Raw genomic sequence first — 15241 nt, 5'->3', positions numbered from 1 at the left:
TGGTTCGACGATGAGCCAGACGCCCACGCCCAGCCGGGGCGGGAGAGGGGCCCGCGAGCGGATCCTGACTGCCTCGGCGAGGCTCTTCTACCGCGCCGGCATCCACGCCACGGGGGTCGACCGCATCGCCAGAGAGGCCCACGTCTCGAAACGAACCTTCTACCAACACTTTCCGAGCAAGGTAGGGCTCGTCGAAGAGTACCTGGGGCGGATCGACGCAGCAGGGGGATCACCCTACGAGCGGGCGCTCGACACCGAGGGAGCACCTCGCAGCCGACTTCTCGCGATCTTCGAGCCGATGCCCACCGGACGCTTCCGCGGCTGCCCCTTCCACAACGCGGCAGTGGAGAGCGCAGGAGAATTGACGACCGTCGACGAGCTGGTACGGACCCACAAGCTCGCGTTCGTCGATCGCCTCGTCACCGTCGCCACGGCCGCAGGCGCCAGGGATCCGTCGCGCCTTGGCCACCAGCTCGCGGTGCTGTTCGACGGAGGCAATGCCCTCGCGACGTCACTCAACGACCAGGCGCCGCTGGTGTACGCCAGATCGGCGGCTGAAGAGTTGATCGACGCCGCGACCAGCTAGCAGAGTGCGGGCGGTGGGACTCGAACCCACACGTTCTCTCGAACACAGGTACCTAAAACCTGCGCGTCAGCCAATTGCGCCACGCCCGCAGCGTGCCCGATAGTACCGCGCCACCGACCGACGAATTCGTCGGTCACCATCCCCCACATCCGGAACGTCGAAGGGGCGAGCATGCGGTCCGCAGAGGGGTTCATCGGACCCGAGTCCGTCGCGGTACCGTGGACGAATGTCCACTACACGGCGTAGGAGACCGGCGCTGATCGCGTTGGTCTTCCTCGGCGCCGCGGGCTGCCTGGCCCTGGCGTGGTGGCAATGGACGCGCTACGAATCGGCGTCGGGGTCGTTCCAGAACCTCGGCTACGCCCTCCAGTGGCCGATGTTCGCAGGCTTCTGCTTCTACGCCTACTACAAATTCGTCCGCTACGAAGAGACCCCGCCGAAGCCGAGCGACGGCCAGCCCACCGAGATCCCCGAGGGTCTCCTCCCCGAACGCCCCAAGGCGGCAACGCCGTCCGACGACGACCCGACGCTGCGCGAGTACAACGCCTATCTGGCCGAGCTTGCCAAGGCCAACGACAACACCGATGACAGGACCACCCCATGAGCAGTCCCGACCCCGAAGCCCCCGCCGACGCTCCGGCGGCCGCCGACCCGTCGCCGAAGACGTCCGTCGAGGCCATCCGCAAGGCGCTGACCGGTTACCGCATCCTGGCGTGGACGACGGGCCTCTGGCTGATCGCGCTCTGCTACGAAATGGTGCTCAAGTACATCGTCAAGGTCGAGGACCCGCCGAGCTGGATTGGCGTCGTGCACGGTTGGGTGTACTTCGTCTACCTGCTGTCCGCGGCGAACCTGTCGGTCAAGGTGCGCTGGCCCATCGGCAAGACCATCGGCGTGCTTCTCGCGGGCACCATCCCACTGCTCGGCATCATCGTGGAACACTTCCAGACCAAGCAGATCAAGGCCGCCTTCAACTTGTAGCCGATCGACCGTTCAGAGCAGGTCACGCAGCGCGGGCACCAGTAGTGCCAGGGCCCTGCCGCGATGGGACGCGGCGTCCTTCTCCTCGGCGCTGAGCTCGGCCGCCGAGCGCTCCGACCCCACGGGGACGAAGATTGGGTCGTACCCGAAACCGCCGTCGCCACGCGGCCCCCGCGCGATGACGCCCGCCCACTCACCGCGCACTACGGTCTCGCCTGCCGCGGACACCAACGCACACGCCGACACGAAGGCGCCACCGCGGCGCTCGTCGGGCACGTCGCCCAGCTGAGCCAACAGCAGCCGAAGGTTCGCCTCGTCGTCGCCGTGCGCCCCGGCCCAGCGCGCCGACAGCACGCCAGGCATCCCGTTCATCGCGTCAACGGCGAGCCCGGAATCGTCGGCCACCGCGGCCACACCGGAAGCGCGGAATGCGTCGCGCGCCTTTGCCAACGCGTTCTCCTCGAACGTGGCACCCGTCTCCGGTGCCTCGTCGAATGGAGCGACGTCGTTCAGGGACAGCAGACGCAGGCCCGACACCCCGGCGGCGTCGAGCACCCGGCGAAGTTCGGCCAGCTTCTTCTGGTTCCGGCTGGCGACGAGGAGATCAACCACTGCTCTGCTCCTTGCGCGCGCGGGTCAGCTTCCGAACGCCTTCTTCTGCGGCGTCTTCGGCTCCGGCAGCACACCGGGATACGGAAGTTCGAGGGCCGCAGTCTGAATCGCGAACAATTGCTCGCAGGCCGCCAGCGCGGCGTCGAGCATCTTGTCGAGGGTGGTCCGCGGGAAGGTGGCTCCTTCGCCCGTGCCCTGCACCTCGACCAGGGTTCCGGTGTCGGTAGCGACGATGTTCATGTCGACCTCGGCCCGCGAATCCTCCTCGTAGGGCAGATCCGTCCGCACGCGTCCGTCCACCACGCCGACGGACACCGCCGCGATCGCGCACGACAGCGGACGGGGATCGGAAAGCCGACCCGCCGCAGACAGGTAGGTCACCGCATCCGAGAGCGCCACGTACGCCCCGGTGATGGCTGCGGTGCGAGTGCCGCCGTCGGCCTGCAGCACGTCGCAGTCGATGGCGATGGTGTTCTCCCCCAACGCGCCCAGATCGATGCACGCCCGCAGCGATCGACCCACCAGGCGACTGATCTCCTGGGTGCGCCCACCGACCTTGCCCCGCACCGATTCGCGATCCGAACGGGTGTGGGTGGCGGCGGGCAGCATGGCGTACTCGGCGGTGAGCCAGCCCAAGCCCGAGCCCTTGCGCCAACGTGGCACGCCCTCGTTGACGCTGGCCGTGCACATCACGCGGGTTTGGCCGAATTCGACGAGTACCGATCCGGCAGGGTGACTGGTGAAGCCGCGGGTGATGGTCACCGGTCGCAACTCGTCGTCGAGCCGGCCATCTTCTCGTCTGGACACCCGCCAACCCTAACGGGTGCGGGCGACGGCCCAGTGAGCCGTGACTAGTGAGCCGTGATCTCGAACGTCTCGTTGCACACCACGGCGTGCACGGGTCCGTCGAACTCGGCCTTGGCCTCGCTGATCACGTCCTCGCGCGACGTCCACGGCGGGATGTGCGTCAGCAGCAGCTCGTGAACACCTGCCTCGGCGGCCGTGCGGCCCGCCTCGGCACCCGACAGGTGCAGGTTCGGTGGCCGGTCCGGGCCGTCGGTCCACGACGCCTCGCACAGAAACGCGTCGGCGCCGCGCGCGAGGTCGATCAACTGATCGCAGTAGCCCGTGTCGCCGCTGTACACCAGCGTCGCCCCGGACGGATCGGTGAAGCGCATCCCGTAGGACTCCGTCGGATGGCACACCAGACGCGGCATCACCGACAGCGCACCGATCTGCACCGCCTCGGCATCGACCCACTGCCGAACGTCGAAGATGTCGGTGAAGTCGTCGATCTCGCCGCCCTCCGGCGAGGACGCAGCACCAAGGCGCGACCACGTGTCGGTGGGTCCGTACATCAGCGCACGACCCTTGGGCGGTGCCGGGTGATAGCGCCGCCAGACGAACAGCCCAGGAAGGTCGAGGCAATGATCGGCGTGCAGGTGCGAGAGAAGAACGTTGACGGTGCCGGGATCGGCGTGACGCTGCAGCGCGCCGAGGACGCCGCCGCCGAAGTCGATGGCCAGCGGCGGGGTGTCGGGAGCGGTCAGCAGATAACCCGATGCAGGCGAATCCGGACCGGTAACGCTACCGGAACACCCCAGCACGGTGATTCGCACGCACACAAGCTTGCCATGCCCCAACAGCGTGTGACGAAAACATCACCGCTTTTCCCGGCGAGTCTCATCATCGCGTCACATTGTGACCCAGGAGCAGGCGCGATCCCGATCGAGACGCCGAGCCAGTCCGCTCTGCACTGTGGTGAACGCCTCAGTCAGCAAAGCGGCTTGGCGCGTCAGATCGACAGTTGCGGCGCGGCCCCGCGCTTGCGTCGTTCCCTGGCCTTGCGCTCCGGTCCCGACAGCAGGTACGCGGCGATCACGCCCGCGATGCCCCCGCATAGATGCCCCTGCCAGGACACGCCGAAGGTGCCCGGCAGGGCGCCCCACAGCACGCCGCCGTAGATGACGAACACGACGATGCCGACCACGATCTGCCATACGTGGCGGGTGAAGAACCCGAAGACGATGAGGAACGTGAGCCATCCGAAGATCAGCCCGGACGCGCCAACGTGGTTGGTCTCCACCCCCGGCGGGGCGCCGACGTTGCCGATGAGCCAAGTGCCGATGCCGCCGAGGATCCAGACGATCGCAGTCGCAAAGATGAACCGGGACATGCCAGCCAGAGTGACGAGGAATCCGAGCACCAGAGCGGGCCCGGTGTTGGCGACCAGGTGGCCCCAGTTGGCGTGCAGCAGCGGCGCAAACAGGATGCCGAACAACCCGTCGGTCTCCAACGGACGGATGCCGTTGTCCTCCAACCGATCTCCGGACACCTGGTCGACGGCCTCGATCACGTACAGCAGGGCAACGAAGCTGACGATCGTGGCACCGCCCACCATCCACGCAGGCCGCTTCCTGTTGGTGGGGGTCGCGGGGCGGCTCGTCACTGGCGTTGCCCCCCAGTCGTCATGCCCATAGCTGCCCTTCCAACGCGTCCTCTGCGTCATCAAGGCTACCGGCGTACGCGCCGGTCGACAGATACTTCCAACCGGCGTCGCACACGGTGAACACGACGTCGGCGCGCTCGCCTGCCTTACGGGCCTTGGCGGCCATGCCGAGCGCCGCGTGCAGGATCGCCCCTGTCGAGATGCCCGCGAAGATGCCCTCGACCTGGACCAGTTCCCTGGTGCGCCGCACGGCGTCGAACGACCCCACCGAGTAGCGCGTCGTCAGCACCTCGGGGTCGTACAGTTCGGGAACGAAACCCTCGTCGATGTTGCGCAGCGCGTAGACGCCCTCCCCGTAGCGCGGCTCGGCCGCGACGATCTGGACTCCCGGCACGTTCTCCCTGAGGAACCGACCGGTGCCCATCAGCGTGCCGGTGGTGCCCAAACCCGCGACGAAATGGGTGATCTCGGGAAGGTCGGCGAGAATCTCGGGGCCGGTGCCCTCGTAGTGGGCGGCCGCATTGGCGGGGTTGCCGTACTGGTAGAGCATGACCCATTCGGGATGCTCGTCGGCCAGTTCTTTGGCCATCGCAACGGCGGTGTTCGAGCCGCCCTCGGCGGGCGAGTAGATGATCTTCGCGCCGTAGAGCTCGAGAAGCTGACGCCGCTCGATCGACGTGTTCTCCGGCATCACGCAGACCATCCGGTAGCCCTTGATCAGCGCTGCCATCGCCATGGAGATGCCGGTGTTGCCGCTCGTCGGCTCCATGATCGTCGACCCGGGCTGCAGCAGTCCGTCGCGTTCGGCCTGCTCGATCATCCGAAGTGCGGGGCGGTCCTTGATCGAGCCCGTTGGATTGCGGTCTTCGAGCTTGGCCCACAACCGGACGTGTGGACCTTCGGAGCTGTCGTCCCACTGCGGCGAGAGCTTCTGCAGCCCGACCATCGGGGTGTTGCCGAGCGCTTCCAGCAGCGAGTCATAGCGGGTCATTCGCCCGCTCACCCACCTGCGACGGCGGGCAGGATCGTCACCGAGTCCCCGTCGGCGATCTCGGTGGCCAGCCCGCCGGAGAACCGTACGTCCTCGTCGTTGACGTAGATGTTGACGAAGCGGTGCAGTTTGCCGCCGTCGACGATGCGCTCGGTGATGCCCGAGTAGTTCGACTCCAGGTCGGTGATGACCGCCTGCAGCGTGTCGCCGGTGGCCGTGACCCGCTTCTCCCCGCCGGTGTGGGTGCGCAGGATGGTGGGAATGGACACCGTAACGGACATGTGACGCTCCTCTGGTTCTTCTGGCTCTAGTGGTCTAGTACTGGTCGACGATAGTGACCGGTTCCTCGGTCACGACCCCGTCGACGATGCGGAAACTGCGTAGCTCGTGTTCCTCGGGGTCGCGGGTGGAGACGAGGACGTAGTGCGCGAACGGCTCGGACGCGTAGCTGACGTCGGTGCGGCTGGGGTACGCCTCGGTGGCGGTGTGCGAGTGATAGATGACCACGGGCACCTCGTCGGCGTCGTCCATCGAACGCCACACCTTGAGCTGTTCGCCGGAGTCGAACCGGTAGAACGTCGGCGACCGCTCGGCGTTGACCATCGCGATGAACCGCTCCGGCCGGTCGGAGTCGTCCGGACCAGCGATCACCCCGCACGCTTCGTCGGGGTGATCGGCGCGCGCATGCGCCACCATGGCCTCGACCAGGTCACGCCGAATGGTCAGCACGTCTCCCCTTCTCAGCTCGTGAACGCACCGGGCAACATGCCACGGTAAGTCGGTATTCCGGCCACCGACTCGGCGGCGAGCACGCCCACCATGACGGCGCTGGCCAGACAGTCGGCGGCGGCCGCGCCGACCCTCGTCGTCAACTTCGTCTCCGGCGACATCGCCGCGGGCGTGTCCGATGGCGGGGCGACCTCCACGGCGCCCGTCGACAGCGCGAAGACGGTGTCGCCGTCGAGCGGGGTGTGCGCCGGTCGGATGGTGCGCGCCAAGCCGTCCTGCGCCGCGATCGCCACCCGGCGGCACGCCGCCGCACTGAGCGCCGCATCGGTGGCGACGACCGCGATGGTGGTGTTCAGCGGGGACATTTCGTCGTTGCGCCGGGCGAAGGCTGCGATCTGGTCGCCGGGCGGCGGGGTCAGCTTGAACTCGGCGATCAGATCGGCCATCCACGGCAGCCCGGTGCGAGGGTCGGCGACGTTGCCCGCCGAATTCACCGCGACGATCGCGCCGACCGTGACGCCGATGTCGTCGAGCCTGATCGACGCGGTGCCAAGACCCCCCTTGAACGCGCCTGCGCGCGCCCCGACACCGGCACCGACGTTGCCGACGGGCACCTCGACGCCAGCGGCGTTCGCAGCGGCGAAGCCGAACTCCGAGGTCGGGCGGCAACCCCAGCCCCCGACGGGGAGGTCGAAGATCACCGCGGCAGGCACGATCGGCACCACTCCACCGTCCATGGCCACGCCCCGGTCGTGCTGTTCGAGCCACTGCATGACGCCGTCTGCGGCGGCCAGCCCGTAGGCACTCCCGCCGGTCAACACGACGGCGTCGACGTAGCGGACGCTGTTGGCCGGATCCAAGAGGTCGGTCTCACGGCTGCCGGGCGCACCGCCCCGCACGTCGACGGCACCCGTCGTTCCCGGCGGTGTGAGCACGACGGTGGTGCCGCACGCCCAACCCGCGCCCAGCGACGCGTCGGGGTCGAGGCGCTGATGGTGCCCGACCAGGAGGCCCGACACGTCGGTGATCGAGCCCGGGCTGTGACTTGGGCGCGGTTGCGTTCGCCCAGCGACGGTTTCCGCGCCCGAATCGCCCTGCGGGGCGGTCACCGCTTGCCCATCAGCCCAAGCACCAGGTACTCCTGCAACACCGTCAGCCACTGGTACACGTCGAGGTGTCCGGCCATGGGATGTTCGGCGGGCAGCTGGTCCGGACCGCCCGGCCCGATCTCCAGCATCGTGCCCAACGCCAGCCGGATGTCGTTGACGGACGCCGCCCAACAGTGCGCGTCGTCCTCGGCGATCTCGAACCGGCCGCCGTCGGACGGCAGAGTGTCCAGCAAGCGTTGCCCCGCATGGCGTTTGGCTTCGATGATCTCGGGCTCGTGCAAGCTGCGCAGCGCACTGTTCAGGCTCTCGGCGGTACCCGACCCGGCCGGGTGGTCGTGCTGCTGCCGGAAGAAGTCGGGCAGCAGCCGTCTCATCGTGTCATCGTCGGGTGGCTGCGAGTTGCCGGTCCGCATCCCCGTGAGCTCTTCGAGTTCGTCTGTGGGAGAAGAGTTCTCGCGATCGGTCAGCATGTCCATCATCGAGGTCACCAGGCTCTGCAGGAGGGCCGCCTCGTGGGCCGCCAGGGCAGACCGAAATCGCGTTCCCTCAGCGGTTTCGACGCGTTTCCACTTGCGCACGCCCACGTACCCCGGGTCTCAGCGATCCTGCTGCATGGTGGCCCAGAGGCCCGCAGCGTGCAGCTTGGTCACGTCGACCTCCATGGACTCGCGGCTGCCCGCCGAGACGACGGCCTTGCCCTCTTCGTGCACCTGCAGCATGAGTTTGGTGGCATGCGGTTCGCTGTATCCGAAGAGCTTCTGAAAGACGTACGTCACGTATGACATCAGGTTCACCGGATCGTCCCAGACGAGGGTCACCCACGGACTGTCGGTGGCCTCGGTAGTTTCGACCCCGCGTTCCTCCCGGGTCCCCGGCTGGGTCCGCGCTGGCGTAACCATGTCGCCCAGAATAGACGGGGTCTCCCCAGTACTTCGAACGGCTACGGTTGCCACTGTGACTTCCCACGAGCGCTTGCGCGAGGAGCGTGCCAGCACGGCGTTGCTGACGGACAAGTACGAGCTGACGATGCTCGCGGCCGCACTCCGCGACGGCACCGCCCACCGGCGGACCACCTTCGAGCTGTTCGCGCGCCGCCTCCCCGACGGAAGGCGATACGGCATCGTCGCAGGCACGGGGCGATTCCTTGATGCGTTGCACCAGTTCAGATTCGACGACGACGACCTGGCCACGGTTCGCGACTTCCTCGACGAGGAGACTCTGACCTATCTCGCGGACTACCGGTTCACCGGCGACGTCGACGGCTACGCCGAGGGTGACCTGTACTTTCCGGGCTCACCGGTGCTCTCGGTGCACGGCACGTTCGCCGAGTGCGTCCTTCTCGAGACGTTGGCCCTCTCCATCTTCAATCACGACAGCGCAGTCGCCTCGGCGGCGGCCAGGATGGTCAGTGCCGCAGAGGGCAGACCGCTGATCGAGATGGGGTCCCGACGTACCCACGAGTACGCCGCCGTCGCGGCAGCGCGAGCCGCCTACCTCGCCGGATTCGCCGGCTCGTCGAATCTGGAGGCGCAGCGCCGCTACGGCGTTCCCGCGCTGGGCACCAGCGCGCATGCCTTCACCCTTCTGCACGCCACTCCCGACGGGCCGGACGAGCAAGCAGCGTTCAGGGCCCAGGTGGACGCCCTCGGCGTGGGCACCACGCTGCTGGTCGACACGTACGACATCACCGCGGGCGTCGCCAACGCGGTCGCCGTCGCCGGGCCCGAACTCGGTGCCGTCCGCATCGACTCGGGAGATCTCGGCGTGCTGGTGCGGCAGGTGCGCGACCAACTCGACGGCCTCGGCGCTGTGGGAACCAAGATCGTCGTGTCTAGTGATCTCGACGAGTTCGCCATCGCCTCGCTGCGTGCCGAACCCGTCGACAGTTACGGCGTGGGCACCTCTCTGGTCACCGGATCGGGCGCCCCGACTGCGGGCATGGTCTACAAGCTCGTCGAGGTCGACGGCCTCCCGGTGGAGAAGCGAAGCAGCCACAAGGAGTCCCACGGCGGCCGCAAGCAGGCCCACCGGTTGGCGAAGGCGACGGGCACCGTCGTCGAGGAGATCGTGCATCCGACGGGTCACCCTCCCGCCGTGCAACCCGGCCTGACCGCCACGGCGCTAGCGCATCCGCTGGTTCGCGCAGGCGAGATCGTGGCGGACCTCGATCTCAGCTCGGCTCGCGCGCGTGTCGCCGCCGCGCTGCACAGCCTGCCGTGGGACGGTTTGAAGCTCTCTCGCGGCGAGCCGGCGATACCCACGCGCATGGTCGACCCGACGCGCACGGCCTGAGGAGGAGACACGGGCGGCGTCAAGGAGCTGCTGGACAAGGCCGTCTCGGCGCTTGGCGGCACCGAACGCAGCGGCCAGATCCAGATGGCCGAGGCGGTCGACCACGCCTTCGAGACCGGTGAGCACCTCGCCGTCCAGGCAGGCACGGGAACCGGAAAGTCGTTGGCCTACCTGGTGCCCTCGATCATGCGAGCGATCGACCGGGCCGAACCGGTGGTCATCTCGACCGCCACCATCGCGCTGCAACGCCAGCTGTTCGACCGCGACCTCCCTCGCCTGGCCGACGCGCTGACCGGCGAGCTACCTCGACGGCCGGAGTTCGCTCTACTCAAGGGCCGCGGGAACTACCTGTGTCTCAACAAGATTCACAACGGGTCGACCTCCGACTCCGCCGACGACGTGCCGCAGGAGGAGCTTTTCGACGCGGTGGCGACCACTGCTCTCGGCCGCGACGTCAAGCGGCTGATCGAGTGGTCGTCGGACACCGAGACGGGCGACCGCGACGAGGTCGTGCCCGGTGTCGCAGACCGGTCGTGGAGCCAGGTCAGCGTCTCGGCAAGGGAGTGCCTCGGCGCCAGCCGCTGCCCGTACGGCACCGACTGCTTCGCCGAGAAGGCCCGCGGCCGGGCTGGCACCGCCGACGTGGTCGTCACCAACCATGCCCTGCTCGCGATCGACGCGATCTCCGACATCAACGTGCTACCCGAACACGAACTCCTCGTCGTCGACGAAGCTCACGAACTCGTGGACCGAGTGACCAGCGTGGCCACCGGTGAGCTATCCGCGACGATGCTCGGCGTGGCGTTGCGCCGGTCGGCAAGACTCATCGATCCCGAACTCGCGCAACGGCTGGAGGCGGCCACCGCCACGTTCTCCTCGGCGATCTACGACGAGGACCCAGGCCGCAAGGACGTGCTCGGCGACGAGATGGCGACCTATCTGACCGTGCTTCGCGACGCGTCCGACAAGGCCCGCTCGGCGATCGACACCGCGCCCGGCGACCCGAAGGCAGCCGCCGCGCGCAACGAGGCGGTCACCGCTCTGAACGACGTCAGCGACACCGCGTCGCGCATCCTCGCCTCGTTCGGTCCAGCGATACCCGACCGCACCGACGTGGTGTGGCTGGATCACGAGGAGAACCGCGGTACCCGGCGCGCCATCTTGCGGGTGGCGCCGCTGTCGGTGGCGAACCTGTTGCGCAACAGGCTCTTCGAGCAGGGCACCGTGATACTCACCTCCGCGACGCTGACCATCGGTGGCACGTTCGACGCGATGGCGCGGTCCTGGGGGCTGACCGCCACGGGTGACGACCCACCCGGGTGGAAGGGCATCGACGTGGGTTCGCCGTTCGCGCACGCGAAGTCGGGGATCCTCTACGTCGCGGCCCACCTCCCGCCACCGGGCCGCGACGGCACCGGCTCGACCGAACAACTCGACGAGATCGAGGGCCTCATCACCGCGGCAGGCGGCAGGACGCTGGGCTTGTTCTCCTCGACGCGTGCTGCGAAGGCGACGGCCGAGGCGATGCGCGCCCGCCTGGACACCCCGGTGCTCTGCCAAGGCGAGGACACCACGTCGGCTCTGGTGCGCCGCTTCGCCGAGGACGACGAGACCTCGCTCTTCGGCACGTTGTCGCTGTGGCAGGGCGTCGACGTGCCAGGCCAGTCGCTGTCACTGGTTCTGATCGACCGAATTCCGTTCCCCCGCCCCGACGATCCGCTCATCACTGCGCGCCAGCGGGCGATCGCGGCGCACGGCGGCAACGGGTTCATGGCCGTTGCGGCGAGCCACGCTGCGCTGCTACTCGCACAGGGCGCGGGCCGCCTGCTGCGCCATACCGACGACCGTGGTGTCGTCGCGGTGCTCGACTCGCGGATGGCCACCGCGCGCTACGCGGGCTTCCTGCGGGCGTCGCTGCCACCGTTCTGGGCGACCACGGACACCAGCCAGGTTCGACGCGCGCTGGAACGCCTGCGGATGCGATAGACGTATCCCCCGGCTCAGCAGCTCGACGTTCACTATCCTGGCTGGCAACTTCATGGGGCGCGCCGACCTCGGCCGCCGGGGGGCGAAAGGCGGGGTCCATGGGGCGGCTGCACGTCTCGGTCGTGGCGATCACGGCACTGCTTCTCACCTCGTGCGCAACGACGCTGCAGGGCAACGCCGTCTCGGTGTTCAACGATCCGTTCCGCGTCGCGGGCCTGCCCGCCGTCGACGGCCCGACCGGGCTGCGTGACGACGCTGCGGAGCCCTCGCGCGACGTCGACAACACCGACGGCAGCAGGATCGACGAGCTCGCTCGCAGCTCCGTCAGCGACATCGAGGAGTTCTGGAGCCAGGCCTTCGGTGAGGCGTTCGACGACGAGTTCACCCCCATCGACGCGCTGATCTCCTGGGACTCCACCCGTTACGACGACGCCGAGTTCTGCGGCGGCGACACGATCGGTTTGGTCAACGCCGGCTACTGCTACGACGAGAACACCATCGGGTGGGACCGCGGCGAACTGCTGCCGTCGTTGCGTGAGGCCAACGGCGACATGGCGGTCACCATGGTGCTGGCCCACGAGTACGGCCACTCGGTGCAGTTCCAGAGCCAGGGCCGATCGCTAGGGATGCCGGTCCTGGTCCGGGAGCAACAGGCCGACTGCCTGGCCGGGGTGTACATGCGCTGGGTCGCCGAAGGCAAGTCCAGCCGCTTCACCCTCAGTACCGGCGACGGGCTGAACAGCCTGCTGGCGGCGATGATCGCCTTCCGCGATCCGGTTCTGATGGAAGGCGACTACGAGCCGGGCGCCAACGAGCACGGTTCGGCGTTCGAGCGCGTTTCGGCGTTCCAGTTCGGCTTCACCGACGGTGCGGGCTCTTGCGCGGCGATCGACCTCAAGGAGATCAATCAGCGGCGTGGTGACCTGCCCGTGCTGTTGCCCGAAGACGAGACGGGCGAGTTGCCGGTGACCGAGGACTCGGTGCGGTCGATCGTCGAGGCGATGGACGCCGTGTTTCAGCCTGCCGAAACGCCGGAGGTCGGCTTCGACGCCGCCGACTGTCCCGACGCCCGTTCGGGCGGGGCCGCGTCCTACTGCCCGGGGACCAACACGATCATCGTCGACCTGCCCGCGTTGCAGGAGTTGGGCACGCAGTCCGTGGACGGCGGCGTGGTCACCGGCGACAACACGGCCTACTCGGTGGTCGTGTCCCGGTTCACGCAGGCACTCCAGAAGGAGCGCGGTGGTCTCGCGCTGGACACCGCAAAGGCGGCGTTGCGCACGGCGTGCCTGACGGGTGTCGCGACCACCAAGATGACCGACGAGATCTCCACTCCGAGCGGCACGACCATCAAGCTGACCGCAGGTGACGTGGACGAGGCTGTTTCCGGCCTGCTCGTCAACGGGCTCGTCGCCAGCGACGTGAACGGCGACTCGGTGCCGTCGGGCTTCTCGCGCATCGACGCCTTCCGCGTGGGCGTGCTCGGCGACGAGGACCGCTGCTTCGGCCGGTTCGACTGACTCCTCCCGCGATCTGTGTGTTGAAACCCGACCCGAGCGCGGGTTTCAACACGCAAGACGCGTCATACGGTCGGTAGGCGCATCACGTAGCCGGCCTCCAGCGCCGCCCACAGCGCACCGTCGGGCCCGATCGCCAGGCCGTGCGGTTCGCTGCCCGTGGGCAGATCGATGGTGTCGACTTCTCCGTCGGCCCCGACCCGCGCGATCTGATCGCTGCCCCAGAGGCTCACCCACACCCCGCCGGACGGGTCGGCGACCACGGCGTGCGGCTTGCCAGGCAGGTCGAGTTCCTGCAGCGCCTCGTCCATCGGGATGCGACCGATCTTGTCGGCGAGCACGGCCGTGAACCACACCGCGTCGTCGTGGGTGCCCGCGATGCCGACGGGACCGGATGCCGGCGTCGGAACCTTGCGCAGTGTGACGCCTCCCGCCGGATCGAGTCGGCCGATGGAGTTGGCCTGGTTCAGCGTGAACCACAGTGCGCCGTCGGGTCCGGTGGTGATCATCGATGGCGCGCCGCCCGGTGCGGCCACCTCGACGATCTCGCCGTCGACGCTGATCCGGCCGACAACGCCGGTGGCCATCGCGGTAAACCACAACGCTCCGTCCGGGCCCACCGTGATGCCGAATGGCTCACTACCGGAACGCAATTCGAACGATCGCAACTCACCGGAAGTCGAGATCCGGCCGATCCGGTCGTCGCCCGAGCGGGTGAACCACAACGCGCCGTCGGGCCCCGCGGTGATGATCGACGGCTTGGAGTCCTCCGCGACGGGATGGACCGCGATGCTGCCGTCGACGTCGACCCTGGCGATCGCGCCGCGGTGCACCAAGGTGACCCACATCGCGCCATCCGATCCCGCGGCCAGCGCGTACGGTCCGCCGTCGACGGCGACCTCGAGGATCCGGTTCACGCGAGGGTGACGAGACCCAGCTCGTTGTCGGCGGCGAGCAGCGAATGGTGCGGTAGCACGCGCACCGTGTAGCCGACCGGGCCTGCGAGCGGTAGCGGAGTCGTGGTCGAGAACACCTGGCTGCCGCCATCCGCGGCCCCGGTGTAGGCCATCGGCACGGTAACCGGATCGATCAGCCCATCGCTGGCGTCCACCCGGCCGACGACGGCCTGCACCACGACCTCGTCAGCGTTCAGCCCGTCGAGGTACACCGTTGCGGTCAGTGTCAGCTCAGAGCCGAGCAGCGGGGTGTCGGGCAACCCGTAGCTGTCGACGTCGCTGATGCGCACGCTCGGCCACGCCTTGCGGGCGCGCTCGCAATACCCGGCCAGCTCGCGCGCCGCCCCGAACGGCACCCCGTCGACGGCCGCGATCGTGCGGCGCAGCGATTGCGCCGCAGGCACGTAGTACTTCTCGGTGTAGTCCTGCACCATGCGCGAGGCCAGTACCTTCGGGCCGAGTGCCTGCAGCGTGTGCCGCACCATCTCGACCCAGCGCCGCGGGGTGCCGTGCTCGTCGCGCTCGTAGAACTTCGTCGTGACCGACTTCTCCAGCAGGTCGTACAACGCGGAGGCCTCGAGATCGTCGCGGCGGGTCTCGTCGGCGAGGCCGTCGGCCGTCGGTATCTCCCAGCCGTTGTTGCCGTCGTACCACTCGTCCCACCAGCCGTCGCGGATCGACAGGTTCAGCCCACCGTTGAGGGCGCTCTTCATGCCAGACGTGCCGCACGCCTCGAGCGGCCGCAGAGGGTTGTTCAGCCAGACGTCGCAGCCCCAGTACAGGTACCTGGCCATCGACATGTCGTAGTCGGGGAGGAACGCGATGCGATGCCGCACCTCGGGCCGGTCGGCGAACCGGACGATCTGCTGGATCAGCGCCTTGCCGCCGTCGTCGGCGGGATGCGACTTGCCAGCCACGATCAACTGGATGGGACGCTCCTCGTCGAGCAGCAACCGTTCGAGGCGATCGGCATCACGAAGCATCAGCGTGAGTCGCTTGTAGGTCGGCACGCGTCGGGCGAACCCGACGGTCA

Annotated in this window: 18 protein-coding genes and 1 tRNA gene; 6 read left to right on the top strand and 13 right to left on the bottom strand. The window is 68.3% G+C overall.

What is annotated here, in order from left to right; translation table 11 throughout:
- Positions 1–10: 10 nt before the first annotated feature.
- Positions 11–586, top strand: a complete 576-nt coding sequence (locus ABW137_RS25960; protein WP_526404333.1) for a TetR/AcrR family transcriptional regulator — start codon at positions 11–13, stop codon at positions 584–586.
- 5 nt (positions 587–591) lie between these two features.
- On the opposite strand, the gene ABW137_RS25955 is transcribed toward ABW137_RS25960, so the two are convergent.
- Positions 592–675 (bottom strand) — tRNA-Leu (locus tag ABW137_RS25955).
- A gap of 137 nt (positions 676–812) precedes the next feature.
- Here ABW137_RS25955 and ABW137_RS25950 point away from each other — a divergent pair.
- Positions 813–1190, top strand: a complete 378-nt coding sequence (locus ABW137_RS25950; protein ID WP_526404332.1) for a hypothetical protein — start codon at positions 813–815, stop codon at positions 1188–1190.
- Entirely contained in the window at positions 1187–1567 is a 381-nt protein-coding gene (locus tag ABW137_RS25945) for a DUF3817 domain-containing protein (RefSeq protein WP_526404331.1), read from the top strand. Before ABW137_RS25950 ends, ABW137_RS25945 begins: the two co-directional genes overlap by 4 nt.
- Before the next feature lie 12 nt (positions 1568–1579).
- On the opposite strand, the gene rdgB is transcribed toward ABW137_RS25945, so the two are convergent.
- The 10 genes from rdgB to clpS all read right to left on the bottom strand — a co-directional run bounded on the left by rdgB (position 1580) and on the right by clpS (position 8356).
- Complete coding sequence (rdgB, locus tag ABW137_RS25940; protein WP_526404330.1) at positions 1580–2179, bottom strand: RdgB/HAM1 family non-canonical purine NTP pyrophosphatase; 600 nt, start codon at positions 2177–2179, stop codon at positions 1580–1582.
- A 24-nt stretch (positions 2180–2203) separates the two neighbouring features.
- Positions 2204–2986 carry a ribonuclease PH gene (gene rph / locus ABW137_RS25935; protein ID WP_526404329.1) on the bottom strand — a complete coding sequence of 261 codons (783 nt, stop codon included), beginning with the start codon at positions 2984–2986 and terminating at the stop codon, positions 2204–2206.
- A gap of 44 nt (positions 2987–3030) precedes the next feature.
- Entirely contained in the window at positions 3031–3804 is a 774-nt protein-coding gene (locus tag ABW137_RS25930; RefSeq protein ID WP_526404328.1) for a cyclic nucleotide-degrading phosphodiesterase, read from the bottom strand.
- A gap of 170 nt (positions 3805–3974) precedes the next feature.
- Entirely contained in the window at positions 3975–4580 is a 606-nt protein-coding gene (locus tag ABW137_RS25925; protein ID WP_526404360.1) for a rhomboid family intramembrane serine protease, read from the bottom strand.
- A gap of 67 nt (positions 4581–4647) precedes the next feature.
- Entirely contained in the window at positions 4648–5619 is a 972-nt protein-coding gene (locus ABW137_RS25920) for a PLP-dependent cysteine synthase family protein (protein WP_526404327.1), read from the bottom strand.
- Between the two features lie 8 nt (positions 5620–5627).
- Complete coding sequence (locus tag ABW137_RS25915; RefSeq protein WP_526404326.1) at positions 5628–5900, bottom strand: MoaD/ThiS family protein; 273 nt, start codon at positions 5898–5900, stop codon at positions 5628–5630.
- 34 nt (positions 5901–5934) lie between these two features.
- A complete protein-coding gene (locus tag ABW137_RS25910) occupies positions 5935–6363 on the bottom strand; it encodes a M67 family metallopeptidase (RefSeq protein WP_526404359.1) in 429 nt (142 codons plus the stop codon).
- Positions 6360–7376: a P1 family peptidase gene (locus tag ABW137_RS25905; RefSeq protein ID WP_526404358.1), complete on the bottom strand. Its 1017-nt coding sequence runs from the start codon at positions 7374–7376 to the stop codon at positions 6360–6362. Before ABW137_RS25905 ends, ABW137_RS25910 begins: the two co-directional genes overlap by 4 nt.
- Positions 7377–7453: 77 nt before the next feature.
- Positions 7454–8035 carry an oxidative stress transcriptional regulator AosR gene (gene aosR / locus ABW137_RS25900; RefSeq protein ID WP_526404325.1) on the bottom strand — a complete coding sequence of 194 codons (582 nt, stop codon included), beginning with the start codon at positions 8033–8035 and terminating at the stop codon, positions 7454–7456.
- An 18-nt stretch (positions 8036–8053) separates the two neighbouring features.
- Positions 8054–8356, bottom strand: coding sequence for an ATP-dependent Clp protease adapter ClpS (gene clpS, locus ABW137_RS25895; protein ID WP_526404324.1), 303 nt, complete (start codon positions 8354–8356; stop codon positions 8054–8056).
- A 55-nt stretch (positions 8357–8411) separates the two neighbouring features.
- Here clpS and ABW137_RS25890 point away from each other — a divergent pair, with 55 nt between their 5' ends.
- The 3 genes from ABW137_RS25890 (at position 8412) to ABW137_RS25880 (ending at position 13255) form a co-directional block, all read left to right on the top strand.
- Complete coding sequence (locus tag ABW137_RS25890) at positions 8412–9749, top strand: nicotinate phosphoribosyltransferase (protein ID WP_526404323.1); 1338 nt, start codon at positions 8412–8414, stop codon at positions 9747–9749.
- Between the two features lie 84 nt (positions 9750–9833).
- Entirely contained in the window at positions 9834–11735 is a 1902-nt protein-coding gene (locus ABW137_RS25885; protein WP_526404322.1) for an ATP-dependent DNA helicase, read from the top strand.
- Positions 11736–11833: 98 nt separating this feature from the next.
- Positions 11834–13255: a neutral zinc metallopeptidase gene (locus tag ABW137_RS25880; protein ID WP_526404321.1), complete on the top strand. Its 1422-nt coding sequence runs from the start codon at positions 11834–11836 to the stop codon at positions 13253–13255.
- A gap of 62 nt (positions 13256–13317) precedes the next feature.
- On the opposite strand, the gene ABW137_RS25875 is transcribed toward ABW137_RS25880, so the two are convergent.
- Both ABW137_RS25875 and glgP read right to left on the bottom strand, forming a co-directional pair.
- Complete coding sequence (locus ABW137_RS25875) at positions 13318–14160, bottom strand: Vgb family protein (protein ID WP_526404357.1); 843 nt, start codon at positions 14158–14160, stop codon at positions 13318–13320.
- Positions 14161–14165: 5 nt separating this feature from the next.
- The coding region (gene glgP, locus ABW137_RS25870; RefSeq protein ID WP_526404320.1) for an alpha-glucan family phosphorylase at positions 14166–15241 on the bottom strand (1076 nt) is incomplete at its 5' end.

The organism is Mycobacterium sp. (assembly GCF_040509115.1).
Taxonomy (GTDB): Bacteria; Actinomycetota; Actinomycetes; order Mycobacteriales; family Mycobacteriaceae; genus Mycobacterium.
Note: the sequence above shows the minus strand (reverse complement) of the source record. Positions and strands in the feature narration are given on the sequence as shown.